20 protein-coding genes are annotated in these 26,055 nt (G+C 71.0%); 18 read left to right on the top strand and 2 right to left on the bottom strand.

Annotated features, from left to right (window positions below; all coding sequences use genetic code 11):
* Positions 1-5 precede the first annotated feature (5 nt).
* The 3 genes from ACWPWW_RS12605 (at position 6) to ACWPWW_RS12615 (ending at position 2,059) form a co-directional block, all read left to right on the top strand.
* Positions 6-485 carry a VOC family protein gene (locus tag ACWPWW_RS12605; protein ID WP_454050714.1) on the top strand — a complete coding sequence of 160 codons (480 nt, stop codon included), beginning with the start codon at positions 6-8 and terminating at the stop codon, positions 483-485.
* Positions 486-555: 70 nt separating this feature from the next.
* Complete coding sequence (locus ACWPWW_RS12610) at positions 556-1,581, top strand: DMT family transporter (protein WP_454050715.1); 1,026 nt, start codon at positions 556-558, stop codon at positions 1,579-1,581.
* Between the two features lie 4 nt (positions 1,582-1,585).
* Positions 1,586-2,059, top strand: coding sequence for an acyl-CoA thioesterase (locus ACWPWW_RS12615; RefSeq protein ID WP_454050716.1), 474 nt, complete (start codon positions 1,586-1,588; stop codon positions 2,057-2,059).
* Positions 2,060-2,160: 101 nt separating this feature from the next.
* Here ACWPWW_RS12615 and ACWPWW_RS12620 read toward each other — a convergent pair whose 3' ends face one another.
* The gene (locus ACWPWW_RS12620) at positions 2,161-3,033 is read right to left on the bottom strand and encodes a Cof-type HAD-IIB family hydrolase (protein WP_454050717.1); all 873 of its coding nucleotides are present in this window, start codon (positions 3,031-3,033) and stop codon (positions 2,161-2,163) included.
* Between the two features lie 231 nt (positions 3,034-3,264).
* Here ACWPWW_RS12620 and ACWPWW_RS12625 point away from each other — a divergent pair, with 231 nt between their 5' ends.
* The 15 genes from ACWPWW_RS12625 (at position 3,265) to ACWPWW_RS12695 (ending at position 24,554) form a co-directional block, all read left to right on the top strand.
* Positions 3,265-4,074 carry a hypothetical protein gene (locus ACWPWW_RS12625; protein WP_454050718.1) on the top strand — a complete coding sequence of 270 codons (810 nt, stop codon included), beginning with the start codon at positions 3,265-3,267 and terminating at the stop codon, positions 4,072-4,074.
* 202 nt (positions 4,075-4,276) lie between these two features.
* Positions 4,277-6,859 carry an ATP-dependent Clp protease ATP-binding subunit gene (locus tag ACWPWW_RS12630; protein ID WP_454050719.1) on the top strand — a complete coding sequence of 861 codons (2,583 nt, stop codon included), beginning with the start codon at positions 4,277-4,279 and terminating at the stop codon, positions 6,857-6,859.
* 144 nt (positions 6,860-7,003) lie between these two features.
* On the top strand, positions 7,004-8,035 hold the full coding sequence (locus ACWPWW_RS12635) for a LacI family DNA-binding transcriptional regulator (protein WP_454050720.1): 1,032 nt from the start codon (positions 7,004-7,006) through the stop codon (positions 8,033-8,035).
* 41 nt (positions 8,036-8,076) lie between these two features.
* Positions 8,077-8,787: an alpha/beta fold hydrolase gene (locus ACWPWW_RS12640; RefSeq protein WP_454050721.1), complete on the top strand. Its 711-nt coding sequence runs from the start codon at positions 8,077-8,079 to the stop codon at positions 8,785-8,787.
* Positions 8,788-9,352: 565 nt separating this feature from the next.
* Complete coding sequence (esaA, locus tag ACWPWW_RS12645) at positions 9,353-12,193, top strand: type VII secretion protein EsaA (RefSeq protein ID WP_454050722.1); 2,841 nt, start codon at positions 9,353-9,355, stop codon at positions 12,191-12,193.
* Positions 12,190-12,687, top strand: a complete 498-nt coding sequence (locus ACWPWW_RS12650; RefSeq protein ID WP_454050723.1) for a hypothetical protein — start codon at positions 12,190-12,192, stop codon at positions 12,685-12,687. Before esaA ends, ACWPWW_RS12650 begins: the two co-directional genes overlap by 4 nt.
* Complete coding sequence (locus ACWPWW_RS12655) at positions 12,666-12,920, top strand: EsaB/YukD family protein (protein WP_454050724.1); 255 nt, start codon at positions 12,666-12,668, stop codon at positions 12,918-12,920. Before ACWPWW_RS12650 ends, ACWPWW_RS12655 begins: the two co-directional genes overlap by 22 nt.
* Positions 12,913-14,214, top strand: coding sequence for a type VII secretion protein EssB (essB, locus tag ACWPWW_RS12660; RefSeq protein ID WP_454050725.1), 1,302 nt, complete (start codon positions 12,913-12,915; stop codon positions 14,212-14,214). Before ACWPWW_RS12655 ends, essB begins: the two co-directional genes overlap by 8 nt.
* 3 nt (positions 14,215-14,217) lie before the next feature.
* A complete protein-coding gene (gene essC, locus ACWPWW_RS12665) occupies positions 14,218-18,729 on the top strand; it encodes a type VII secretion protein EssC (RefSeq protein WP_454050726.1) in 4,512 nt (1,503 codons plus the stop codon).
* Between the two features lie 64 nt (positions 18,730-18,793).
* Positions 18,794-19,102, top strand: a complete 309-nt coding sequence (locus ACWPWW_RS12670; RefSeq protein ID WP_454050727.1) for a WXG100 family type VII secretion target — start codon at positions 18,794-18,796, stop codon at positions 19,100-19,102.
* Between the two features lie 179 nt (positions 19,103-19,281).
* On the top strand, positions 19,282-19,548 hold the full coding sequence (locus tag ACWPWW_RS12675) for a hypothetical protein (protein WP_454050728.1): 267 nt from the start codon (positions 19,282-19,284) through the stop codon (positions 19,546-19,548).
* 188 nt (positions 19,549-19,736) lie between these two features.
* Positions 19,737-21,812 (top strand): hypothetical protein, encoded by a 2,076-nt coding sequence (locus tag ACWPWW_RS12680; RefSeq protein WP_454050729.1) that lies wholly within the window; start codon positions 19,737-19,739, stop codon positions 21,810-21,812.
* Complete coding sequence (locus ACWPWW_RS12685) at positions 21,809-22,720, top strand: hypothetical protein (protein WP_454050730.1); 912 nt, start codon at positions 21,809-21,811, stop codon at positions 22,718-22,720. Before ACWPWW_RS12680 ends, ACWPWW_RS12685 begins: the two co-directional genes overlap by 4 nt.
* Before the next feature lie 182 nt (positions 22,721-22,902).
* On the top strand, positions 22,903-23,637 hold the full coding sequence (locus tag ACWPWW_RS12690; protein WP_454050731.1) for a hypothetical protein: 735 nt from the start codon (positions 22,903-22,905) through the stop codon (positions 23,635-23,637).
* A 182-nt stretch (positions 23,638-23,819) separates the two neighbouring features.
* A complete protein-coding gene (locus ACWPWW_RS12695; protein ID WP_454050732.1) occupies positions 23,820-24,554 on the top strand; it encodes a hypothetical protein in 735 nt (244 codons plus the stop codon).
* Between the two features lie 623 nt (positions 24,555-25,177).
* On the opposite strand, the gene ACWPWW_RS12700 is transcribed toward ACWPWW_RS12695, so the two are convergent.
* Entirely contained in the window at positions 25,178-25,936 is a 759-nt protein-coding gene (locus ACWPWW_RS12700) for an ABC transporter ATP-binding protein (protein ID WP_454050733.1), read from the bottom strand.
* Positions 25,937-26,055 lie beyond the last annotated feature (119 nt).

Raw genomic sequence — 26,055 nt, forward strand, 5'->3', positions numbered from 1 at the left:
ACCCCGTGCAGACCAGCGTGCACCCGTTCCTGTGGTTCGACGACCAGGCGGAGCAGGCGGCGAAGCTCTACACGTCGCTGATCCCGGGCTCCGCCGTCCTCGACACCCGCACCTACCCCGACGGTGCCCCCGGCGACCTCGGCGGGAAGGTCATGTCGGTCTCGTTCGAGCTCGACGGCCTGCCGGTCGAGGCGCTCAACGCCGGGCCGCAGTTCCGGTTCACCGAGGCGTTCTCGTTCTACGTCTCCGTCGACACCCAGGAGGAGGTCGACGCCCTGTGGGACGGGCTGATCGCCGGCGGCGGCGAGCCGTCGCAGTGCGGCTGGCTCAAGGACCCGTTCGGGCTGTCCTGGCAGATCGTGCCCCGGGCGCTCGGCGAGCTGCTCGGCGACCCCGACCCGGCCCGCGCCCAGCGCGCGATGCAGGCCATGCTGGGGATGCAGAAGCTGGACGTCGCGGCGCTGCACGCGGCCGCGGACGGCTGACCGCGACGTGCCCGGACGCGGGGTCCGACCACCGCCGGAGCGTGTCGGCGGGCGGCCGTAGTCTGCGCAGGTGAGCGAGCAGAGCGGGGCCCGGCGGGCCGACCTGAGCACCGTCGTGCAGTTCGTCGGCATGGGCGTGGTGTGGGGCGCGAGCTTCCTGTTCATGAAGGTCGCGCTCGCCGGCACGGCGCCCCTGCAGATCGCGTGGACGCGGCTGGTGCTGGGCGCGCTCGCGCTCGGCGTCGTCATGCTCGTCACCCGCAGCCCCCTGCCGCGGTCCCGCGCGATGTGGGGGCACTTCCTGGTCGTGGGCCTGCTCGGCTGCGCCGCCCCGTACACGCTCTTCGCCTGGGCGGAGCAGCACGTCTCCTCCGGCATCGCGTCGATCTACAACGCGACGACGCCGCTGATGACCGTCCTCGTCGTGACGCTGGCGTTCCGCGTCGAGCGGCTGAGCCGGGCGCAGGTCGGTGGCGTCGTCCTCGGGCTCGCGGGGGTCGTCGTGCTGAGCGCGCCGTGGCAGCTGGCCGGCGGCGACGGGGCGGTCGAGGAGGTCGCGGGGCAGCTCGCCTGCCTCGGCGCGGCGCTCTGCTACGGCCTCACCTTCGGGTACCTGCGGCGGTTCGTCACCGGCCGCGGGGTGGCGGCCGTGACGACGTCGTTCCTGCAGATCGCGGCGGGCGCCGTGCTCATGCTGCTCCTGACGCCGTGGGTCGTCGCGACTCCCGTCGAGCTCACGCCCGCCATCGTCGGCAGCCTGGTCGTGCTCGGGGTGCTCGGCACCGGGATCGTCTACCTCTGGTACGTCAACGTGCTGCTCCGCTGGGGTCCGACCGCGACCAGCACGGTCACCTACATCACGCCCGTCATCGGGGTCGCGCTCGGCGTCGTGGTCCTCGGCGAGCAGCTCGGGTGGAACGAGCCCGCCGGCGCGGTCCTGGTGCTGCTCGGGATCCTGCTGGCGCAGGGCCGGCTCCGGCTGCGCCGCTCCCGGGTGGAGCCGGCGCCGGGCGGCGACCCGGTGCAGGACGTCGCCGCCCCGGCCGCGCCGGGCGCCCCGGCCACGCCTGCCGCGCAGGGACCCGGCCTACCCTGATCCGGTGACCGACCCCGCTGCCCCCACCCCCCGACGCGGACGCGTGACGATGCAGGTGCGGTGGTCCGACGTCGACCTGTTCGCGCACGTCAACAACGCCGCCTACCTGCGCTACCTCGACGACGCGCGGTTCGCGCTGTTCCCGTCGATGGGCGTCGACCCCGCCGGCCGGCCCACGGACTCGCTGCTCGTCGTCGTCAAGCACGAGATCGAGTACCTCGCGCCGCTGGCGTTCCGGCCCGAGCCGATCGCGGTCGACGTGTGGGTGCCGCGCACCGGGCGGTCGTCGGTGGACTTCGCGTACGAGATCGTCGACGGGGAGCCCGCCACGACCGGGGAGCCGGTCGTCTACCTGCGCGCCCGGTCCCGGATGGTCCAGCTCGACCGCGGGACCCACCAGCCCCGCCCCTTCACCCCGGACGAGCGCGCCGTCTTCGAGTCCTACCCCGGCGAGGCCCCCACCCTCCACGGCTGGTGACCCAGCGTCGCGCTCGAGGTCGTCACGACCGCACGAGGTCGTCGGTCCTGCGGGACGACCTCGTGCACGTGTGACGACCTCGCGGGCCGGGGGGCGGCGCGTCAGGACGGGAGGGGCGTGCCCAGGGCGGCGGCGATGGTGCGGACCACGCCGTTGCGGGAGTTCGCCGGCGCGACGTAGCGGGCGCCGGCCCGGACGTCGGGGTGCGCGTTGTCCATCGCGACCGACCAGCGCGCGCCGGCGAGCAGCCCGACGTCGTTCAGGTAGTCGCCGAACGCCATCGTCTGCTCCGGCGTGACGCCCAGCCGCTCCTGCACCCGCGCCAGGGCGTGCCCCTTGTCCGCGGCGGGGCTCATCACGTCCAGCCAGTGCTGCCCGGACACCACGACGCGGAGCCGCCCGGCGAGGTCCGCGAAGGCGGGCGCGGTGCGCTCCTCGACGGCGCCGAAGTCGAACACCGCGATCTTCAGCACCACGTCGTCCACGGCCGTGAGGTCGTCCACCTGCTCCAGCCAGGCGTAGTGCCGCCGGGCGTGCTCGGCGAACGCGCCGTCGCCGCGCTCGATGTAGCCGGCCCGCTGCCCGCACAGCACCATCCCGACGTCGCCGCCCGCGGCCGCGAGGTCCCGCACCCGCTGGATGACGACCGGCGCCTCGCCCTCCGGCAGCGGGTCGGTGGACAGGTCGGCGCCGTGCTGCGCGACGTACGCGCCGTTCTCCGCGATGTAGACCAGCCCGGCGCCCCGGTCGCCGAACAGGGAGCGGAGGTTGGCGTACTGGCGGCCGCTCGCCGGGACGAAGGTGATGCCGCGGCGGTCCATCTCGTCCAGCAGCGGCCACAGGCCGTCGGGCACCCGGCCGCGCTCGTCGAGCAGCGACCCGTCCATGTCGGACACGATCAGGCGGACGTCGCCCGCGCCGGGCAGCACGGGCGGGTCGAGGACGGGTTCGGTCGTGGTCGTCGGGGGCAGCACGGCCCCAGTGTCGCAGGGGCGCCGGGCCGGGCCGCGCGGGTGACCCCGCGCTCAGCGGGCACCCAGCGGGCGCCTGCCCGGCGCACACGCAGGTCACCGGCGGGATACCGTCGGGGAGCCGAGACCGCCCGCGCGGGTCCGGCGCCGCCAGGGGGCCGGCGCGCTGTCGTCGCACCCCCGCGTGCGCCGTCGCGTCGTGCGGCACCCGACCCTTCCGGAGGAGTCCCACCCATGCGCGTCACCCGTGCCACCGCCGTCCTGTCGCTCGCGACGGCGGCCGTCCTCGGCCTGTCGGCCTGCTCGTCCGACACGGGCGACAAGTCCGACCGTCCCGCCGCCGCTGCCGAGGGGTCGGAGGCGGCGGAGGAGACCGTCGACGCATCGGCCGAGCTCGACCTCACCGCGGAGGACTTCGTCGACCGCGTGACCGCCGCCGCGCAGGCCGCGGGCTCCGTGTCGCTGTCCATGCAGACGACGGCGATGGACGTCACCACCGACGCGACCGGCGTCGTCCGGTACCTCGAGGGCGGCGCGCAGGAGATGAGCATGGTGACGACCGTCCCCGAGGTGGGGGAGATGGACATGCGCGTCGTCGGCGGCATGGTCTACATGAGCATGGGGGAGCTCACCGGCGGCAAGTTCATCCAGGTCGACCCGTCCGACACCTCCGACCCGATGGCCGCGCAGTTCGAGGGCATGGCCGGGCAGCTCGACCCGACCGGCGCGCTCGCCGGCCTGCGCGACGCGATCCGCTCCGTCGAGAAGTCCGGGGAGCCGGAGGAGGTCGGCGGCGTGCTGGCCCAGCCGTACACCGTCACCATCGACACCCAGGCCGCGCTGGCCTCGCAGCCGGAGGCGCTGGCGAGCGGGGCGTCCGTGCCGGCGGAGCTCAGCTACACGTACTGGGTCGACGGGGACGACCTGATGCGCCGCATGCTCTCCGAGCTGCCCGAGGGCTCGATCGACGCGACGTTCACCGGCTGGGGCGAGCCGGTCGAGATCACCGCGCCCCCGGCCGACCAGATCACCACCGGCTTCTGACCGGCGGACCCGCACCGGAGCCCCCGGGACCGCGCCCGCGGCCCCGGGGGCTCTGCGCGTCCCCGTCACGCCAGGGGCGAACACGGGACGCCCCGGGGCACCCCCGCCGTTAGCATCGAACAACGCCGCCTCGTCGTGCGTGGCGCACGGGCAGACAGAGCCCGACCGCGTCCGACGAGCACGCCGCTCGTGAGGAGTGCACATGTTCGAGAGATTCACGGACCGAGCCCGTCGCGTGGTCGTCCTCGCCCAGGAAGAGGCGCGGATGCTCAACCACAACTACATCGGCACCGAGCACATCCTCCTGGGCCTGATCCACGAGGGGGAGGGTGTCGCGGCCAAGGCGCTCGAGTCGCTGAACATCTCGCTCGACGCGGTGCGCGCCCAGGTGCAGGAGATCATCGGCGAGGGCCAGCAGGCCCCGAGCGGGCACATCCCGTTCACGCCGCGCGCCAAGAAGGTGCTGGAGCTGTCGCTGCGGGAGGCCCTGCAGCTCGGCCACAACTACATCGGGACCGAGCACATCCTGCTCGGCCTCATCCGCGAGGGCGAGGGCGTCGCCGCCCAGGTCCTCGGCAAGCTCGGCGCGGACCTGAACCGCGTCCGCCAGCAGGTCATCCAGCTGCTGTCGGGGTACCAGGGCAAGGAGCCCGTCGCCGCCGGCGGTCCGCAGGAGGGTCAGCCCTCGGGCTCGGCCGTCCTCGACCAGTTCGGCCGCAACCTGACGCAGGCGGCCCGCGAGGGCAAGCTCGACCCGGTCATCGGGCGCGAGAAGGAGATCGAGCGGGTCATGCAGGTGCTGTCCCGCCGCACCAAGAACAACCCGGTGCTGATCGGCGAGCCCGGCGTCGGCAAGACGGCCGTCGTCGAGGGCCTGGCCCAGGACATCGTCCGGGGCGACGTGCCGGAGACGCTGAAGGACAAGCAGCTCTACACGCTGGACCTCGGCGCGCTGGTCGCCGGCTCCCGGTACCGGGGTGACTTCGAGGAGCGCCTGAAGAAGGTCCTCAAGGAGATCCGCACCCGCGGCGACATCATCCTGTTCATCGACGAGATCCACACCCTCGTGGGTGCGGGTGCCGCCGAGGGCGCGATCGACGCCGCGAGCATCCTCAAGCCGATGCTGGCCCGTGGCGAGCTGCAGACGGTCGGTGCCACGACCCTGGACGAGTACCGCAAGTACGTCGAGAAGGACCCGGCCCTCGAGCGCCGGTTCCAGCCGATCCAGGTGTCCGAGCCGAACCTGACGCACGCCATCGAGATCCTCAAGGGCCTGCGCGACCGGTACGAGGCGCACCACCGCGTCTCCATCACCGACGGCGCCCTCGTGGCCGCCGCCACCCTGGCCGACCGGTACGTCAACGACCGGTTCCTGCCGGACAAGGCGATCGACCTGGTCGACGAGGCCGGTGCCCGCCTGCGCATCCGCCGCATGACGGCGCCGCCGGAGCTGCGTGAGCTCGACGAGCAGATCTCCGAGACGCGTCGCGACAAGGAGTCGGCGATCGACGAGCAGGACTTCGAGAAGGCCGCGCGCCTGCGCGACCAGGAGAAGCAGCTCGGCCTCAAGCGCCAGGAGAAGGAGAAGGCCTGGAAGTCGGGCGACCTGGACGCGGTCGCCGAGGTCGACGAGGAGCTCATCGCCGAAGTGCTGGCGCTGGCCACCGGGATCCCGGTGTTCAAGCTCACGGAGGAGGAGTCGAGCCGCCTGCTCCACATGGAGGACGAGCTGCACAAGCGGGTCGTCGGCCAGGAGTCGGCGATCAAGGCGCTCTCGCAGGCCATCCGCCGGACCCGTGCCGGGCTCAAGGACCCGAAGCGTCCCGGTGGCTCGTTCATCTTCGCCGGCCCCACCGGCGTCGGGAAGACCGAGCTCGCCAAGGCGCTCGCGGAGTTCCTGTTCGGTGACGAGGACGCGCTGATCCAGCTCGACATGTCCGAGTTCTCGGAGAAGCACACCGTGTCGCGGCTGTTCGGCTCGCCCCCCGGCTACGTCGGCTACGACGAGGGCGGCCAGCTCACCGAGAAGGTCCGGCGCAAGCCGTTCTCGGTCGTGCTGTTCGACGAGGTCGAGAAGGCGCACGCGGACATCTTCAACTCGCTGCTGCAGATCCTCGAGGACGGTCGCCTGACCGACTCGCAGGGCCGGGTGGTCGACTTCAAGAACACCGTCATCATCATGACCACGAACCTCGGCACCCGGGACATCGCCAAGGGCGTCCAGACCGGCTTCCAGGCCGGCGGCGACCTGTCGACGTCGTACGAGCGCATGAAGTCCAAGGTCAACGACGAGCTCAAGACGCACTTCCGTCCGGAGTTCCTCAACCGCGTCGACGACGTGGTCGTGTTCCCGCAGCTCTCGCAGCCGGAGATCTTCCAGATCGTCGACCTGATGATCGCGAAGCTCGACTCCCGTCTGCGCGACAAGGACATGGGCATCGAGCTCACCGAGGCGGCCAAGAAGCTGCTCTCGGAGAAGGGCTACGACCCGGTCCTGGGCGCCCGGCCGCTGCGCCGCGCGATCCAGCGGGAGATCGAGGACGCGCTGTCCGAGAAGATCCTGTTCGGCGAGCTCCACGCGGGTCAGCAGATCGTCGTGGACGCCCACGGCGAGGGCCTGCTCGGCGAGTTCGTGTTCCGCGGCGAGGAGCGTGGCTCCCGCGCCAAGGAGCCGGTCGCCGCGGGCGCCCGCTCGGCCGGCACCCCCGGCTCGGGCACGGACGTCCCGCCGGCACCGCCGATGCCGTCGTCCGGTGACGGCGGCACGGGCCTCCTGCCCGCCTGACGCAGCACCGCCCACCAGGGCACGAGAGGGCCGGGTCGCACCGCGAGGTGCGGCCCGGCCCTCTCGTCTTTCACCCGCCCCACCTGGGTGCGGGCACCCAGGTGCCCGAGCGGGTGCACGAGGGAAGGCGCCTACCGTGGCCGGATGGCGGGACAGGTGACGCTCAGCGACGTGGCCCGGGAGGCGGGCGTCTCCCTGGCGACCGCGTCGCGCGCGCTCAACGGCAGCGCGAACCGGACCGTCGGCGAGGACCTCCGCAAGCGCGTGCACACCGCCGCCGAGCGGCTGCGCTACTCGCCGGACGGCATCGCCCAGGCGATGGCCCGCGGCCGTACGACGTCCCTCGGCCTGGTGGTGCACGACATCGCCGACCCGGCCGTCGCCGCGATCGCGGCCGGGGTCGCTGCCGCCGCCGAGGCGGCCGGCCTGACCCTCACCCTCGCGTCCACCGGGGCCGACCCGCTGCGGCAGGTCGCGGTCGTCGCGTCGATGGAGCGGCACCGTGCCCGCGGCGTCGTCCTGGTCGGCGGACCGGCCGGGGACGCGTCGACCGACGCGGCCCTGCGCGCGGCCCTCGACTCGTTCCGGGCGGTCGGCGGGGCGGTCGCCGTCGTCGGGCGCGCGGACCTGGGTGGCGACACCGTGGTCGTGGGCGACCGCGAGGGCGCGGCCGACCTGGCCCGGGCGCTGCACGGGCGGGGCTACCGCCGGTTCGCCGTGCTCGGGGGCTCCGCCGGTCACTGGTCGACGACCGAGCGCCGCGACGGGTTCGCGCACGCCGTCGCGGAGCTGGGCTGCCCCGTGCCGGACCACCGGCTGCTGGGCGCCGAGCCGGACCGGAACGGCGGGTACGCGGCGATGACCCGCCTGCTCGCGGACAGGGGCGACGTCGAGGCCGTGTTCGCCGTCAACGACGTGATGGCTCTCGGCGCCCTGGCGGCGGCGCGCGACGCCGGCGTCTCCGTGCCCGGCGACCTGGGGCTCGCCGGGTTCGACGGCGTCCCCGCCCTGCGCGACGCCGTTCCGGGGCTGACCACGGTGCGCCTCCCGCTGGCGCACATCGGCGCGGAGGCCACCCGCCTGGCGCTGCTGCCCGCGTCCGCCGAGCCGGTGCACCTGCCGGTGACCGGCGAGGTCCTGCTGGCCGCGACGACGCCGGGGATCACCGGCCGCTGACCTGGCGGGGCAGGGTGCTGCCGGGTACTACGGTCGGGAGCATGCCCGATCCCGCACGCGTCGCCGGCCTGCACGTCGAGGTCCGCGGGAGCGGCCCCACCGTCGTCCTCCTGCACGGCAACGGCGAGGACTCCGCGTCCCTCGCCCCCGTCGCCGCGCTGCTCGCCGACGACTTCCGCGTGCTGTCCGTCGACGCCCGCGGGCACGGCCGGTCTCCGCGTGGCGACGGCCCGCTGACCATCGCCCGCATGGCCGACGACGTCGCCGCCGTCCTGGTCGGTGACGTCGGCGGCGACGGCGAGCCGGTGGCCGTCGTCGGGTACTCGGACGGCGGCAACGTCGCCCTGATGCTGGCGCTGCGGCACCCGGAGGCGGTCCGCGCGCTCGTCGTCTACGGCGCCAACACCGTGCCCGCCGGCCTGACGGCCCGGGTCCGGGCCGAGGTCACGGCGCAGTGGCTGCGCGAGCGGGCGCAGGGGATCACCGACCCCGCGATGCGTGCCCGGGCGGAGATCACGGACCTGATGGTGCACCAGCCGCGGATCCCGCTGCGCGCGCTCGCGCGGATCGCGGTGCCGGTGCTCGTCGCGGCGGGGGAGCACGACGTGGTCCGTCGCACCCACACCGAGGCGATCGCCGCGCACCTGCCCGCGGGCGAGTGCGTGCTGGTGCCGGGAGCGGACCACGGGCTGCCGGTGTCGGACCCGGCGGCGTTCGCCGGGCGGGTGCGGGAGTTCCTCGCCGCGGTGTGACGTGGCGGCGCCGGGCGTGCATTGTCCGGCGTATTGGCGTGGTCCCCGGCGGACATATGCGGACAACTGGCGTCCTCGTGTGGCGGCTGCGTTTCTCCGGCCGAGCCGGCACCGTCGACATCTGACCGCCTCGAGGTCCGCGAGCCGCCGCCTGGAGCCGCGGGCCGTGCGCCACCCCGTGCGCGGCGCGCGTCGGACCTGCGACAGGACGCCTGCGCCGGACCGCGGCCACCCGCCGGCGCGGTTCGGCATGAAATGTGCCGTTCTGGAATGATGGACAGCGCGGGCAATTTGTCCGTGATGATCTGCGTGGTAGCAGAAATTTGACACGGCACACGAGCGTGGGACTAGTTTCGAGTTCTGCGTTCGCCGTATCGGGATGCGGGCCGTGGTCGCCGGAAATGGCGGAGCCTGTCGCTCCGCACACAGGACCACGTCGGCATCGCGCCGACCGGTCCGCCCGCTGCACGGGGAACCACGCATCCGGGGGGAGGCGTCCGACGAGCCGGTGTCATGCCGGCGGAGGTGTTCTGTGAGCAGGGGGACAACGCATCGAGCACGCTCCGTGCGGGTGCTGACGGCCGGGGCCGTCGCGGTATCGCTGGTCGCGCTGGTCCTGCTCCCGCTCAACGGGGAGTACCAGCGCGGGGTGGCCGAGGTCAGGGAGAGGTCCACCCAGCCCGTCGCGCTCGACGTGGCGCTGGTCAACGAGGACCGGGGGCTCGACGCCGGCGGTGAGCAGCTGAACCTCGGGCGCGGCTACGTCACGCAGATAGAGAGCGACACCTCGGCCGCGTGGCACGTCGTCAGCCGGGGGGTCGCGGAGCACGGGCTGGCCTACGGGGACTTCCACCTCATGGTGATCATCCCGGCCGAGTTCTCGGAGAAGCTGCTGGACCTCGGGTCCGCCGACCCGAGCCCGATCGGCGTCACGTACCAGGTGAACGGCGGCGGCAACGTCCGCGTCGAGGCCGTCGCGGACGAGCGGGGACGGGAGATCGTCGCGCACCTCAACGAGCAGCTGGTCGACATGTACGTCGCGTCGATCCTCGGGAACCTGCGCCAGGCGCAGGACAACGTGCAGCTCGTCGTCGAGACCGAGGCGGCGAACGCCGGGGTGTTCGTGGACGAGGTGGACCCCGCGACGCGAGCCTTCGGTGTCGACCTCTCGGCGCTCACCCAGAGCATCGATGGCTCCGTCGAAGCGAACGGCAGCCTGGCGACCGGCCTGGACGGCCTCGGCAGCGACCTCGTGGACTCGACGGAGGGTCACGGTGAGCACGGGACGTCGTTGGCGGAGCTGATCACCGAGCGCGAGGCCGGCGCTCTCACGTACGGCACCTTCCTCGAGTCGCTGATGGCCATGGACTCCCGCCTGCTCAGCGACGAGATCCAGCAGCTGTACGACGATCTGGTCGCGACCGGTGACGCGCTCACCGCGCAGTTCGACGTCGACTCGGAGCAGCCCACCCACGCGGCGGCGGTCACCGAGCTCGAAGCGGTGACCACGGAGGTGGAGACCTGGATCGCCGCGCGGCTGGAGCACCTGGACGGCCTGGGTGCTCAGGACGCGCTCGCGGCGTACGCCGCGGAGGTCCGAGACCTGCTCGACAGGGACGACCGGGACGGCGTCCTCACCCTGGCCGAGGTGCTGGTCTACGCCGAGGACGCCGGCACGGGGCCGGCCCCCGGGCCGGAGATGGCGGCCGTGCTGCGCCAGGCGGTCGAGGACCAGATCGACGTGCTGCCCTACCGCAACGGGTGGGACCTGAAGTGGGCGATCGAGGAGAACGTGTTCGGTCACGCGGGTGGGCAGTTCGACGACGCGGCGCAGAAGATCTCGGACGGGCTCGCGACGATCGAGGCGTGGGAGGGCTACCTCGGGGTCCCGAACGGCTCGGAGATCATCGGCGGCGGGCTCGACGAGCGGGTCCACGACCTCCTGGCGGCGCAGTCGGCGTTCGTCGAGCCCGAGCCCGAACCGGTCCCGGAACCCGAACCGGAACTGGGCGCTGCCCAGGTCCCTCCGACGCTGGATCAGAAGGTCAGGAGTCTGACTGGGGCCGCGGCCGCCTATGGTGCCGAGGTCACGCGGATCACCGACGCGTTCGAGCGCGCGGTCGAGCTGGTCGAGTTCGCCGACGAGTGCCGTACCTCGTGCGGCCTGCCCCCGGACGTCGACGTGACGACCGCGGTCGACGCGGTCCTCATCGCATCGGTGGAGCGGCAGGTCGCGGCCGAGCGCACGCACCTCGTGGGTTCCGCGGGGCTGGTCGATCGGCTGCGGGACGGCACGAGCCAGATCGCCTCCACCTCCGGACAGCTCCACGCGGCCACGCAGCAGCTCGCGGTCGACATCACCGGGCAGCTCGACTCGCTGGCCGGGCTGCGCACGTCGATGCAGCAGGTCGTCGAGGAGGAGGGCCCGGCCGCCCGCTCGGTCGCCGAGTCCGACGCGATGACGCGGACGATCGTGGGAGAGGCGCAGGGCCTCGCGGCATCCAGCGAGTCCCTCGCGCTCTCGGCCCAGGCGGGCGCCGAGCAGGCGGCGCAGATCACGACACTGCTCGAGGGGCTCCGCGTCGAGGTCGAGGGGCTGCTCGGCGACGCCGCCGACCTCGACCAGCGCAGCGTCGACCTGACCGGCGCGCTGACGGGTCAGGTCGACAGCTCGCGGGCCTTCGCCGACTCGTTCGCCGGCGTCCTGCCGAACGCGCACAGCTCCGGCGTGCTGAACGAGCGGCTGATGCGGTTCCTGGTCGAGCCGGTGGTGCCCACCCAGCGTGAGCCGGTCGCCTCCGCGGACGTCACCCGGCCGTTCCCGTGGGTACTCATCACCTTCGCCGTGTGCTTCATGGCCGCACACCTGCTGGCGAACGTCACGTGGGTGGCTCGGCAGCGGTCGGCCTTCGCCCGGGGGCGCGCTCCGTGGTTCCGGTCGAACGCCCGCACGCTGGGGATCTCCTCGGCGGCCGGCGCGGTCCTGGGCGTCGGACTGGCCTGGGCGAGTGGTGCCGGACTGGCTGTGCCGCGGGAGTCCTGGGCGGTCTGGGGCGTGGCGGTCACGCTGATCAGCCTGGGGATGACCCTGCTCGCCCACTGGTTGGTCGAGCAGTGGGGTCGCGTCGGTGTCGGGCTGTGCGTCGTCCTGCTGGTCGGCTATGTGTTCGTCTCCGATGCCATCGGCACCCCTGCGACGTCGGGGGTCTCCGGAGTCATGGCCAAGGTCAACCCGCTGTCCCACGCGGAGGGGGTGCTGCGCGACGTCCTCGGCCAGAACGCCGGCGGCATCGAGGTCCTCGGCCGGCTCCTGGTGTGGGTCGTCCTCGCGGTCGTGCTCAACCTGCTGGTGCAGGAGGACCTGCGCAGGCTGGCCCCGCGCCGGCGGCGACCGGTGCCGGCATGAGGGCGAGACGAGCCGTCACCGTGGGCCTCGTCGTCGCGGGTCTGGCCGCGGTGTCGGGGGCGGCCTGGGCGGACGACAGGGACACGCCCGGGACCAACGACCTGGAGCTCCAGGTCAGGCGCCTGGAGCGGGCCGAGCAGGCCGACGTGGTCGGCGCCGAGTCGAGCTCGATGCTGTTCGCCCCCCGCGACTCCGAGGCGATCACCACCGCCCAGGAGGCGCGTCGCGGCGCCCGGAGCGTCGTGACGGACTCCCTGTTCGTGATCCCGGTGGCGCCGTACCAGGTGTCGGGGTCGACGACCGAGCTGTTCGTCGCCGACGCCTACCCGGGCACCCCGGCGGCCCGGGACGCACCGGACCTGGACGCCGAGGCGCAGTCCCCGGGCGGGTGGGTGCTGATCGGTCTCGGCGTGCTGCTCGTCGTGGGCTGCGGGTCGTCGTTCGCCCTTCGCACAACAGGAGATGAGGAGCCGTGGACAGCCACATCAACGTGACCTTCGTGGCCGCGGGCCGTCGCCAGGATCTCCGGATCCCCACCCGGATCAGCGTGCACCGACTGGTCGGGGAGCTCTCGACGATCCTGCCCGGCATCGAGTCCGGGCTGGGCAAGTACCAACTGCGCATCCTCGCCAAAGGGCTGCTGCTGACCGAGGAGGACGTGGTGGCACTGCACCCGGTGACGACCGGTGATGTCGTCGAGCTGATCGCAGGTGGATCCGATGGCTGAGATCCGGTTCGAGTTCGAGGGGATGCCGTACGTCATCGACACCGGCGGGGACGAGTGGACGCTGGTGCTGCGCCGGTCCCTGGCGCCGGTGCGCGACACGGCCGAGCTCGACCTGCTGGCACACGCCCACGACGCGCTGCTGCCCTGCCGGGTGACCTGCGACGACGACAGCATCACCCTGCACCTGACGCCCGGCGACGGGATCGCCGACTGGGCCGAGGTGACGCGGCGCCCGCGGGCGGACAAGCTGCGGGCGCTGCTGAACGTGGGCGCGTGCGCGGAGCTGGTCGACCGCGGCTATGCCGTGCTCCTGCACCCGGACAACCTGGTGGTCGACCGCAACCTCCGCCCCCGGCTCGCCTATCGCGGGCTGGGCGGCCTCATGCCGCCGCAGGGGATGGACGCCCAGCACTTCCTCCGGCAGTACCAGGCCCTGGTCCTGGCGACCTTCGACCCGAAGACGTCGTTCACCCAGGTCCTCGACGGTGCGATGGCACTCAAGCGGTCGAACGACTTCGAGAAGGCGGTCACGGGCGCCGCCTCGGTGGCTGAGCTCACGGGCTACCTGGCCGGCCTCTACGACGAGACGACGGCCACCGACGCCGAACGGCTCGTGCGGGTCGGGCGCCGGTCGCACGCGGTGTTCAAGCACTCCGCGATCTGGCTGGGGCTGCTGGCGGTCGCCGCGGGGGCCCTGGCCGGCTACTCCGCCTTCGTCCGGGCACCGTTCGACGCGCTGATGCTCGAGGCCGACACCCGGTTCGTCGCGCTGGACTACGACGGCGTCATCGAGACCCTCCGCCCCGTCGACGAGGACCGGCTCCCGCTGACCCAGCGCTACGCGCTCGCCTACAGCTACCTGCGCGGCACCAACCTGAGCGGGGACCAGCAGACCGCGATCGAGAACAGCATGTCGCTGAACTCGGAGCGCGAGTTCCTGACCTACTGGGTGCAGATCGGCCGGGGAGACCTCGACGATGCGCTCGACGGGGCCAAGAAGCTCGACGACGTCGACCTGATCCTGTACGCGCTGACGCTACGGCAGGAGCAGGTCAGGGCGGACAACAGCCTGTCCGGCACGGAGCGGGAGTCCACGCTCGAGGAGCTGCAGTCCGAGTACGACAAGTACGTCGAGCTGCGGTCGACGGCGATCGCCGAGGGGGACCCCGAGTCGACCGGCGAGGGTGACGCGGAGTCGCGCGCCGAGGGCGACCCGGGATCGGCCACCGCCGAGGACCCGGGCGCGGACCCTGCATCGGACGATCCGGCCCCGTCGGCCACCCCGGAGGCCTAGACCGTGTCCGGGAACGACGTGGCTGTGGTGATCGACGGCATCAGGTTCCGGTCACGCATCCGCACCGGGCAGACCCTCAGCCTCGGCCGGGAGCCCGGCAGCGACGTCCACCTGCCGCCGGCGGTCACGGCGCCGTCGGTGACGGTGCACCTCGACGACCAGGCGGTGACGGTGCGTGCCGGTGGCGAGACGGTCACCGGATGGGCAGGCCCGGGGTGGACGGGCCTGGAGGTGGCCGGCAACCGCATCGAGGTCCAGGTCGTGCCCGCGAGCCAGCGGTCGGTCTACGACCTGGGCGGCCGCGACGAGTTCCTGGTCGGCCCCCAGCCCGGGGCGTCGGTGACCACGGCCGACCCGGCGCTCTCGCTGTCCGCCCGGCGTGCGGACGGCGGTCGCTGGCTCGTGTCGGTCGCCGGGAGCGAGCTGTTCGTCAACAACGTGCGGCAGGGACCGGGCCGGACCGTCGTGCGCGACGGGGACCACCTGGGCTTCGGTGCCCATGACCTGATCGTCTTCGACCGGGAGCTGCACGTCAACGACCACCTGGTCGCGCGCGCCGGTCTGCCGCGCAAGGCGTACTCGGTGCGGGTGCCGCCGGACGGGTATCCGGACGTGCGGCGTTCGCCGCGGATCGTCCACCGGCCGCCGGAGGGCACCATCGTGGTGAACGCCGTGCCGGCCCGGGAGGACAACCGCACCGGTCAGCTGGCGAAGCTGATCATCCCGCCGGTGCTGATGCTCGCGGTCACCGCGACGATGGCGTTCCTGAACGGCAACCCGCTGATGGTCATCGCGTCGGGGACCACGTCGGTCGTGACGCTGTTCTTCTCCGTCAGCGGCTTCTTCAAGGAGCGTCGCAAGAGCGAGGCGCAGCGGGTGGCCGAGGAGTCGGTCCACCGGGCGCACCTGGTGCAACGCTCGATCGACATCCACGCGGCCGGGGACTCCCAGCGCCGCGGCGCGGAGTACCACTACCCCGACGTCGCGACCCTGGCCGACCTGGCCGCGGCCTACAGCCCGCGGGTCTTCGAGAAGACGGCGACGCAGTTCGACTTCCTGTGCTACCGCCTGGGGCTGGGCACGGCCGAGCCGTCGCGCACGATCCACTACGCCGACCGCGACCGGGTCGCCCAGGGCACGGAGCTCGACGAGCTCGCGCGGCAGCTGTGCGAGAGCTCGGCGACGCTGGACCGGCTGCCGATCGCCGCGGACCTGGTGCACGGGCCCGTCGGGTACGTCGGCCCCCGCCGGCTGGTCGTCGAGCAGCTCCAGCTCCTGGTCAACCAGCTGGCGTTCTTCCACAGCTACCACGACCTGCAGCTCATCGTGGTGTTCCCGGAGTCGGAGCACGACGACTGGTCCTGGATGCGCTGGTACCGGCACTCGAGCCTGCAGAACATGAACGTGCGAGGTTTCGTCTACGACCAGCGCTCGCGCGACCAGGTGCTGTCCAGCCTGAACCAGATCCTCAAGGCCCGGCAGAACGCGCTCAGCGAGACGCGCGGGGGTCAGAGCACCTCGTTCGCTCCGCACTACGTCGTGGTGATCCTGGACGAGACCCTGGTGATGGACCACGTGGTCATGGAGTTCCTGCGCGCGGACCCCCGCGACCTCGGGTGCAGCGTCGTCGTCGTCCAGGAGACGATGTCGAGCCTGCCCGACTCGATCACCACCGTCATCGACATCCGCGACCGGGACACCGGCGTGCTGGTCCTGGAGCAGGGCGAGCTCAAGAACACCCCGTTCGTCCCGGACCACTTCCCCGACGGGTTCGACAAGGAGCTCCTGCCCCGGACGGTCGGTGCGCTGAACCACCTGCAGGACCTGAAGAGCAGCATCCCGGAGTCCGTGACGTTCCTCGAGCTCTACGAGGTGGAGCGGTTCGAGGACCTCGGGGTCATGGGCCGGTGGGGGCAGAACTCTCCGCACCGGACCCTGGGGGTGCCGTTGGGTCTGCGCGGTGCCGGCGACGTGGTGAAGCTCGACCTGCACGAGAAGGCGCACGGGCCGCACGGGCTGGTCGCCGGGACCACGGGGTCGGGGAAGTCCGAGATCATCCAGAGCTACATCCTGAGCCTGGCGGTCAACTTCCACCCGCACGACGTCGCGTTCCTGCTGATCGACTACAAGGGCGGCGGCATGGCGAACCTGTTCGCCGACCTGCCGCACCTGCTCGGGACGATCACCAACCTGGACGGCGCGCAGAGCATGCGGGCGCTGGTGTCGATCAACGCCGAGCTGAAGCGGCGGCAGCGGGTGTTCTCGGAGAACAACGTCAACCACATCAACCAGTACCAGAAGCTGGTCAAGAACGGTGACGCGGCCGAGCCGATGCCGCACCTGTTCTTGATCTCCGACGAGTTCGCGGAGCTGAAGTCCGAGCAGCCGGAGTTCATGGACGAGCTGATCTCGACCGCCCGCATCGGCCGTTCGCTCGGGATCCACCTGATCCTGGCGACGCAGAAGCCGTCGGGTGTGGTGAACGACCAGATCTGGTCGAACTCGAAGTTCAAGCTCGCCCTGAAGGTCGCGGACCGGTCGGACTCGATGGAGATCATCAAGACCCCGGACGCCGCGGAGATCACGCTGCCCGGGCGGGCCTACCTGCAGGTGGGCAACAACGAGATCTACGAGCTGTTCCAGAGCGCGTGGAGCGGGGCCGACTACGAGCCGGAGAAGGAGGACAACCGCCAGGAGGACCACACGATCTATGCGATCAACGACCTGGGGCAGTACGAGATCCTGAACTCCGACCTGTCCGGGCTCGACGGGGCGGACGAGGTCAAGCAGATCCCGACCGAGCTCGAGGCGATCGTGCAGGGGGTCGCGGCCACGGCGGTGGCGGCGGCGATCGAGCCGCTGCCGCGGCCGTGGCTGCCGCCGTTGGCAGAGCGGATGTATGTGTCCGACCTGCATCCTGGCGAGTGGACCGAGGCGTGGCGCGAGCCCAAGACGGGGATGCGTCCCGTCATCGGCATGGTTGACGTGCCGAGCATGCAGGCGCAGCAGACGCTGCGGCTGAACCTGTCCGGCGACGGTCACCTCGCCCTGTTCGCCAGCCCTGGGTACGGGAAGTCGACGTTCCTGCAGACCCTCGTGATGGACCTGGCCCGCACGCACAACCCGGAGCACTTGCACGTCTACCTGCTGGACTTCGGGACGAACGGGTTGCTGCCGCTGCGCGGGCTACCGCACGTGGCGGACACGGTGACGATCGACGACGACCAGAAGACGGGGAAGTTCCTCGATCGGATCGAGTCGGAGATCAAGCGGCGGAAGCAGCTGCTGAGCGGCTACTCGGTGGCGAACCTCGAGATGTACGAGCGGGCGTCGGGTCAGGTGCTACCCCACCTGCTGCTGGTGGTCGACGGGTTCGAAGGGCTCAAGGAGTCGGGCGACGAGGACTCGCTGACCGCGCTGATGTATGGAGTCGCCCGAGAGGGCGCCGGCCTGGGTATTCACCTCGTGCTCTCGGCAGGCCGCCACGCGAGTCTGCGCAGCAACCTCACCTCGAACATCAAGACGCAGATCGCGCTCAAGATGAACGACGACTCCCAGCCCCGCGCGATCGTCGGACGGACCACGTTGCAGATCGACGACCTGCCGGGGCGCGGGCTGGTGCGGGTCGAGCAGCCGGAGATCTTCCAGGCGGCGCTTCCTGCCCGAGGCGAGGAGATGCTCGAGGTCATCGAGACCATCCAGGCTGAGGCCAGCGAGATGGACGCGCACTGGCAGGGCGCCCGGCCCGAGGTCATCCCGGTGATCCCGGAGACGCTGGAGCTGGACGACTTCCTCGCACGTCCCGAGACCGCCCGGCTCGTCACCGCCGGGGTGATCCCGATCGGACTGGGCTTCGACACGGTCGCGCCCGCGGGCATCGATCCGACCAAGCACAGGCAGGCCCTCGTCCTGTGTGGCGACGGCGAGTCCGTCGGCAGTGCGTTGTCGCAGCTCTGGCGGACGGGTGCCGGAGCGTTCCCCGGCGGGGCATTCGTCCTTGACGACCAGGCCGGGAACCTGCGGGCGTTGGTCCGGGAGGCGGGGGTCGAAGGTGCCGACATGGATGCGGAGGCGGTCCTCGATGCGGCGCTGGCCGAGTTCGCCGCACGTCAGCAGCACTACGAGGCGGCTCTGGCCTCGCCCGCTCGGCCGACGATGGCAGACCACGCGCGCACGCTCGACCGCGCTCTGGTCGTCGTCGGTGATGCCGGCACCGTGCATGCGCAGCTCGGCAAGGAGCGGGCGGCCGACCTGGTTCGGCTGATGGCCGAAGGGCCGCGGCATGCGATGCCGGTCGTCATGGGCGGGACGCTCGCGACGGCCGGCAAGGGGCCGGATGACGTCGCGAAGGCCGCCAAGAAGGTCACCGCCGGCTTGGTCGTCGGCAAGATCTCCGACCAGTCGGTCCTGAAGGCCACGAACGTGCCGTACAAGGAGCCGGAGCTCGGCGAGAGCGAGGCCTACATCGTCGCGGACGGGAAGGCGGTACGCGTCAAACTCCCGGCGTCGCCGTGAGGATGATCGAGAATTCGAGCCCACCGGGTTCGAGCACATGCCCCCGGACCTGGGGGCTGAAAAAATGGAATGGAGAGAGCTCATGGCCACGATCAAGCTCACCCCGGAAGACCTGCGGGGATCGGCAACGAAGTACACGTCCGGCTCGGAGCAGATCGACGAGATCCTGACCACGCTGACAAATGAGCAGTCCGTGATCAGTGATAACTGGGACGGTAGCGCGTTCGAGAGCTTCGAGGAGCAGTTCAACGAGCTGTCTCCGAAGATCAAGGAGTTCGCCGAGCTGCTGCAGTCGATCAACGAGCAGTTGATCAGCGTCGCTCGGATCATCGAGGACACCGACGCGGAGATCGCGTCGAAGATCCGGGGCTGACCCGTTGGTGTCGGCGGCCCGGGGCGTCCGTGCGCCCGGGGTCGCCGACACCGTGACCGGCCCGTGTGCGAGAAGCGAGTGTGGGTGGAAGGTGCAGGAGAGATGACGGTGGTTGTTGGCGAAGACCGGCGGGAGGGCTCGGGTGATGGTGGGTCGTGCCGCGGGGTGGGGAGCAGGGCATGAGCGTGGTGGTCGAGGTTGCGGTGGTGTCGGACACCGGGGCGCGGCTGAGGTCGGTGGCGCAGGGTGTTCCGGATCCAGTGCGGGTTCCGGGCGAGTCGGCTGGTAGCACGGTGGTGGATGAGTCCGTGCACGACTTTTTGACGTCGTTGGGTCATTGCCTCGTGGGTGCGGCGACGGCGGTTTATGCCCTGGGCCAGGATGCCGTGGGTGCGGCGGAGGCGTTTGTCGAGGCCGATCGAGGTTTGTTGGTGGGGTCGGCATGAGGTGGACGGCGGATGACCCGGGTGCCGGGGATGTGGAGGGGCACCGGTCGGCGGGCCGGGTGCTAGACAATGCCGTGCGGTCGCTGTCGGATGCACATTTCGATGTGCGGTCGCACACGGGCACGTTGACGGATGCTGCGTGGGCGGGCGTGGCTGGTGATGCATGGCGGGCGTCGGGGGAGTCGTGCGTGCGCGGCCTCGGGGGGTTGATCGAGGCGGTGGCCTCGGGCAGTAGTGCGCTTGCCCGGTACGCGAACCTGGTGGAGGAGATCGCTGAGGAGGCGGTGCTGGTGCGTCGCCAGCGCCAGGACGCGGCCGAGGGCCTGGCGCGTGCGTTGTTGCTGTCGGCCCCGCCGACTCTGCCGAAGGGGACGGTGTTCACGCACAGGGAGTTGCAGCGTCAGGCGCGTCAGCGTCAGCAGGCGCAGGAGTCCGCGAGGCTCGAGGTGGGTGCGGCGGATCGGGCGATGGCCGAGTTGGTCGACCGGCGGGTCGCGGCGGATGGCGTGGTGTGTGAGGCGCTGGGCTCGGTCGAGATCGGTGACTGGGCGGCGATCGGGAAGGCGAGCATCGCTGCCGGAATGACGAGTCCGGACATGGTGGGTGGGGCGGCGACGCAGCAGGTTCTGGAGTCGTTGGCGCGTGATGTGCTCGACGGGAACGCCTCGATGGACGACTTGATGCGGTTGTTGGATGCCTGGGGTGGGGACGAGGAGGTCCTGAGCGGGTTCTTCCGGTCGTTGGGTGGTTCGGGGACGGTCGCCCTGGTGGACATGTTGTCCGAGCAGGTCTATGCGGGTGAGGTCAGTGAGGATGTCGCGCGGCGGCATGCCGAGGGCTTGCTGTCGGCGATGTCGCTCGCGTCGGCGAGCTGGACGCCCGGGCAGGCGCGGCGGTTCACCGAGCAGATGACCGACCACGAGCGGTGGCCGGGGGCGGTCGGGTTCTTGTTCAGCTCTGCGGACACCGCGCCGATGGGCGAGAACTTCACGGTCGCGATGGCGGACCACATCGACACCCACGTGCGACTCAACGGCGTTTTGCCGCTGTGGTATCCGTCGGACGGTCACGTGTTGGCGAACCTGCTGTACCCGGACCGGTCCGGACGTGGGACCGAGCCGATGTCGGGGGTGTTGGAGACCCTGGGGAAGTACCCGGAGGCTGCGCTGGACTGGCTGATGGAGGGCGCGGACGATAACACCGCTCCGCGGATCGAGTACTGGGTCGGTCAGCACGACTGGCACGCCGACGGGTATCTCGGGGTGTCTGCGTTGTGGTCCGGGCTGCAGCGGCAGCCGGGCGGGCCGTTGGACGTGGCGCGGTACGACGAGCAGACCTGGGAGCGCCTCGCGAGGGCCAACACCGCGTTCGGTCGTGGTCTGTTCGCGAACCCGGGGGCGTTGCCGGAGAACTGGTCGGTCGAGGCACAGGTGCATCTGGCGACCGCGCTGGGGCAGATGATGACGCTGCTCGCCCACGACGTCAGCAAGAACCCCAGCGGGGGAGGGAAGCTGTCCGAGAGCTACGAGATCTTCGTGTGGGCCGATGACGGCACCGCCAGAGAGGAGATGCGGCCGATTCCTCTGTTGAACCGGAAGCAGATCGCGATGTTGTTCGGGCTGGCGGCCTCGTCCGTGGAGGGTTCATGGGTGCTGGGGGTCGGGGTGCGGCGTGCTCAGGAGGCGTTGCTTCACGCTGCGTTGACGACGCCGGGGTTCGACCCGGACTCCGGGTTGGGTGTGGTGGCCGATATGCAGGCACTCCTCGACGGCGCCTTGGTGGGGTCGGTCGAGGGGATCACGGACCGGGCCGCCGAACGCGTGAGCGACCTCGTCGGCGATGCGTGCACCCTGATCGATCTGGTGCCGGTCCCGGGCAGTGGGAAGGCTGCGGACTGGCTGGCCGAGCAGGGCGGCAAGGCGCTGGGTGAGACGTTTGCCCGGTGGGCGGCGGACACCGCCGTTGACCAGACCACGAGTACTGCACGGTCCAATTCGGCCGAGGCCATCGAGCGGTGGTTGGCCGAGGGTGCGACCGCCCGGGCGTTGCACGAGACCTGGCAGGGGGGTGGTGAGGGTTCGCACGTGCCCGGCACCCGTGAGTCTCTCGAGAAGTTCCTGGCGGATTGGATCGTGGTGTTCAGGGACGCCGAGGGTGGTCCGGTCACTGAGCTGACCCGGCACGTGGACGAGAGTCCCGAGTCGCTGACGGCCGACTACGCGGCCCTCTGGGAGCTGGCCAGGACTCAGGCGGCCGGCAAATGAGCGGCGACCGCGACGCTCTGGTCCTCGCGCCCGGGTCGTCGTTGGGAGAGCGGCGTCGTGCTGTGGAGCGGCGTCGGCGTCGGTGGTGGTTGCGGGTGTGGTCGGTGGTGGGGGTGTTGGTCGTGGTGGGGGGTGTGCTGCATGTTCGTGCCCGGGCGGCGCATGAGGCGGTGTCCCAGTTGGTGCGGCAGGAGGCCCGAGCGGGTGACCCGTCGATCCCGGTGGTGGTATGGCCGCGGGGGTTGCCGGACCATGGTGAGTGGGCAGATGACCCGTGGGTGCAGGCGCTGCGCGAGCTCAGCCTGGTGAATGCTGCTGCGTTTAACAGTGGGCGGGTCGAGGGCCGCGCGGACCTGGCTCTCCTGGCCACGCCGGACGGCGTCGACTATCTGCAGAGAGATCTGGAGGGCTGGCGGTCGCAGGCGAGATCCTTCGGGGACGACGTGCCGGTGTATCCGGGGCCGGTGCCGTTCGAGGTGCTCGATGTCGTGCCGAACGAGGATGGTGACGGGGCGGAGGTGTTCGTCTGCACGTTCGTCGGCCTGAGTTGGGACGAGGGGGATTCTCCGGACGAGGTCATGGGCAACACGGAGGGCTATCGCGAGGTCTGGGAGATGGTCCGTGGCGAGGACGGTCACATTCGGTACGTCAGCGTTCACGGGGACGATAGAACAAGCCCCGTGGAGCAGGATTGCACGATCTCGGATGTGCATTACGGGTTGTTCGACCCTCAGCCTGTGCGACTTGCTGACCTGCCGACTGATGTGTGGACCGAGCCTGCCGGGGTGGACTCCGGGCTCGGCCTTGAGGATATCGAGGATGCTGAGGACCTGGAGGAGTATCTCGATGAGCTGACCGGCGACTATGACGAGCTGCGGGATCTGGCTGAGCAGGCGGTGGGTAGATGACCCCCGGCCAGAGCTCCGTGGATTCCTTGCCGGGGTTGGATGCCGGGTTGTCGTTGGGAGAGCGGCGTCGTGCTGTGGAGCGGCGTCGGCGTCGGTGGTGGTTGCGGGTGTGGTCGGTGGTGGGGGTGTTGGTCGTGGTGGGGGGTGTGTTGCATGTTCGTGCCCGGGCGGCGCATGAGGCGGTGTCCCAGCTGGTGCGGCAGGAGGCCCGAGCGGGTGACCTGCCGATTCCGGCGGTGGTGTGGCCGCGGGGGTTGCCGGACCACGGTGAGTGGGCAGATGACCCGTGGGTGCAGGCGCTGCGCGAGTTCAGCCTGGTGAATGCTGCTGCGTTTAACAGTGGGCGGGTCGAGGGCCGCGCGGACCTGGCCCTCCTGGCCACGCCGGACGGCGTCGACTATCTGCAGGGAGATCTGGAGGGCTGGCGGTTGCAGGGGCGCGAATTCGGCACTGTGCCGGTGTATCCGGGGCCGGTGCCGTTCGAGGTGCTCGATGTCGTGCCGAACGAGGATGGTGACGGGGCGGAGGTGTTCGTCTGCACGTTCATCGGCCTGAGTTGGGACGAGGGGGACTCTCCGGACGAGGTCATGGGCAACACGGAGGGCTATCGCATGGTCTGGGAGATGGTCCGCGGCGAGGACGGTCACATTCGGTACGTCAGCGTCCACGAGGACTACCGAGCAAGCCCCGCGAAGCGGGATTGCACGATCTCGGATGTGCATTACGGATTGTTCGACCCTCAGCCTGTGCGACTTGCTGACCTGCCGACTGATGTGTGGACCGAGCCTGCCGGGGTGGACTCCGGGCTCGGCCTTGAGGATATCGAGGATGCTGAGGACCTGGAGGAGTATCTCGATGAGCTGACCGGCGACTATGACGAGCTGCGGGATCTGGCTGAGCAGGCGGTGGGTAGATGACCCCCGGCCAGAGCTCCGTGGATTCCTTGCCGGGGTTGGATGCCGGGTTGTCGTTGGGAGAGCGGCGTCGTGCTGTGGAGCGGCGTCGGCGTCGGTGGTGGTTGCGGGTGTGGTCGGTGGTGGGGGTGTTGGTCGTGGTGGGGGGTGTGTTGCATGTTCGTGCCCGGGCGGCGCATGAGGCGGTGTCCCAGCTGGTGCGGCAGGAGGCCCGAGCGGGTGACCTGCCGATTCCGGCGGTGGTGTGGCCGCGGGGGTTGCCGGACCACGGTGAGTGGGCAGATGACCCGTGGGTGCAGGCGCTGCGCGAGTTCAGCCTGGTGAATGCTGCTGCGTTTAACAGTGGGCGGGTCGAGGGCCGCGCGGACCTGGCCCTCCTGGCCACGCCGGACGGCGTCGACTATCTGCAGGGAGATCTGGAGGGCTGGCGGTTGCAGGGGCGCGAATTCGGCACTGTGCCGGTGTATCCGGGGCCGGTGCCGTTCGAGGTGCTCGATGTCGTGCCGAACGAGGATGGTGACGGGGCGGAGGTGTTCGTCTGCACGTTCATCGGCCTGAGTTGGGACGAGGGGGACTCTCCGGACGAGGTCATGGGCAACACGGAGGGCTATCGCATGGTCTGGGAGATGGTCCGCGGCGAGGACGGTCACATTCGGTACGTCAGCGTCCACGAGGACTACCGAGCAAGCCCCGCGAAGCGGGATTGCACGATCTCGGATGTGCATTACGGATTGTTCGACCCTCAGCCTGTGCGACTTGCTGAGCTGCCGACTGATGCGTGGACCGAGCCTGCAGGGGTGGACTCCGGGCTCGGCCTCGAGGATGTCGAGGATGCTGAGGACCTGGAGGAGTATCTCGACGAGCTGACCGGCGACTATGACGAGCTGCGGGATCTGGCTGAGCAGGCGGTGGGTAGATAACCCCCGGCCAGAGGTCCGTGGTTTGCACAACGCCGACATCGTCGAGCCGGACTATCAGCCGTTCGCGAACTTCGGCCGAGAACATTTCATCGAACGATTCTACGGCAATCATGCGTCAGACGCGTCGCCGTCCTGGAAATGGCCGGACGCCAACGGTGCCGTTCCAGGCACCATCGTCCGGCGACCCATCTCGAGCGGGGACGACATCGTCCGTGACCGAATCGGGGGAGGCAGGTCGGAGCATGAGCTGGACCGAGTCGGACCCGGGATCCGGGGACATGGAGGCGGTGCGGACGGCGAGCGGGCGCCTGGACTCAGCGACCCGGTCCCTGTCTGGTGGGGTGTGCGAGCAGCTGGGTCGGATCGGTGTGGTGCTGGTTCAGTACTGCGGTGCGTCGGGTTCGGTGATGACGTCCTCTGACTCGGCGTCCTTGGCGGGGAACGCGGCGGTGCTGGCGAGTCGTCGGAGCTGAGAATCACGCCTACCGTCACGTGCCGGTGGCTCATGGGCCCGTTCCTGCGCCCGCCGCTCGACTTCGATCGCCCTCGCCGACCTCGGGCAGCGGACGAGTGGAGCCGCATCGTTCGACCGCTGGCGCAGCGAGGTGCGCCGGCATCGCCGCTCAGCGAAAAGCCCCCACCGCCTCCGGGTACGCCTCCGCCAACCCGCGCGTGTCCTCGTGCTGCGGCGACGCCAGCAGCGTCCCCAGCGGCCCCGATTCCACGATCCGCCCCTCGGCCAGCACGTGCACCGTGGAGGTCAGCCGGTCGACCATCCGCAGGTCGTGGGACACGACGAGCAGCCCGACGCCGGCGTCCGCCAGCTCGACGAGCTGGTCGGCGACGGCCTCGCGCAACGCGGGGTCGAGGGCGGTGGCGGGCTCGTCGAGGACGAGGATCTCGGGGCGCGACGCCAGCGCGTCGGCGAGGGCGAGCCGCTGCTTCTCCCCGCCGGAGAGCGTGTGGAGCGTGCGGGTGAGGTAGCGGGGCTCGAGCCCGACGCGGGCGAGCACCTCGGCGGGCTCCTGCCCGCTGGCGCGGCCGGCCTTGCGGGCGTCGTTCAGGGTGGCGGCGACGACCTTCTCGACGGTGGTCCGGGAGTCGACGCCGACCATGCCGTTCTGGTGCACGGCGCGGACCAGGGACCGGAAGGTCTTGGTCTCCTTCCGGGACATCTTCGCGACGGGGCGGCCGCCGTAGGACGCGCGGCCCTGCGTCGCCTTGTGCCGGCCGAGCAGCACCTCGACCAGGGTGGACTTGCCGATCCCGGACCGGCCGATGATGCCGACGGTCTCGCCGGGGGCGACGGAGAGGCTGACCCCGGAGAGCACGGGTGCGCCGCCGTAGCCGGCCCAGACGTCGTGCGCGGCGAGGGCGCTCATCGGGTCACCTCCGGCCCCTCGGTGGCGGGCAGGTGCTGGTACGGCGTTCCCACGGTGGTCCCTTCGAGCGAATGACCGGCAGCCGTGACAACGGCCGAGCCCCCCGCGAAGTTTCCGCG

This window comes from Cellulomonas sp. Marseille-Q8402, assembly GCF_965119525.1.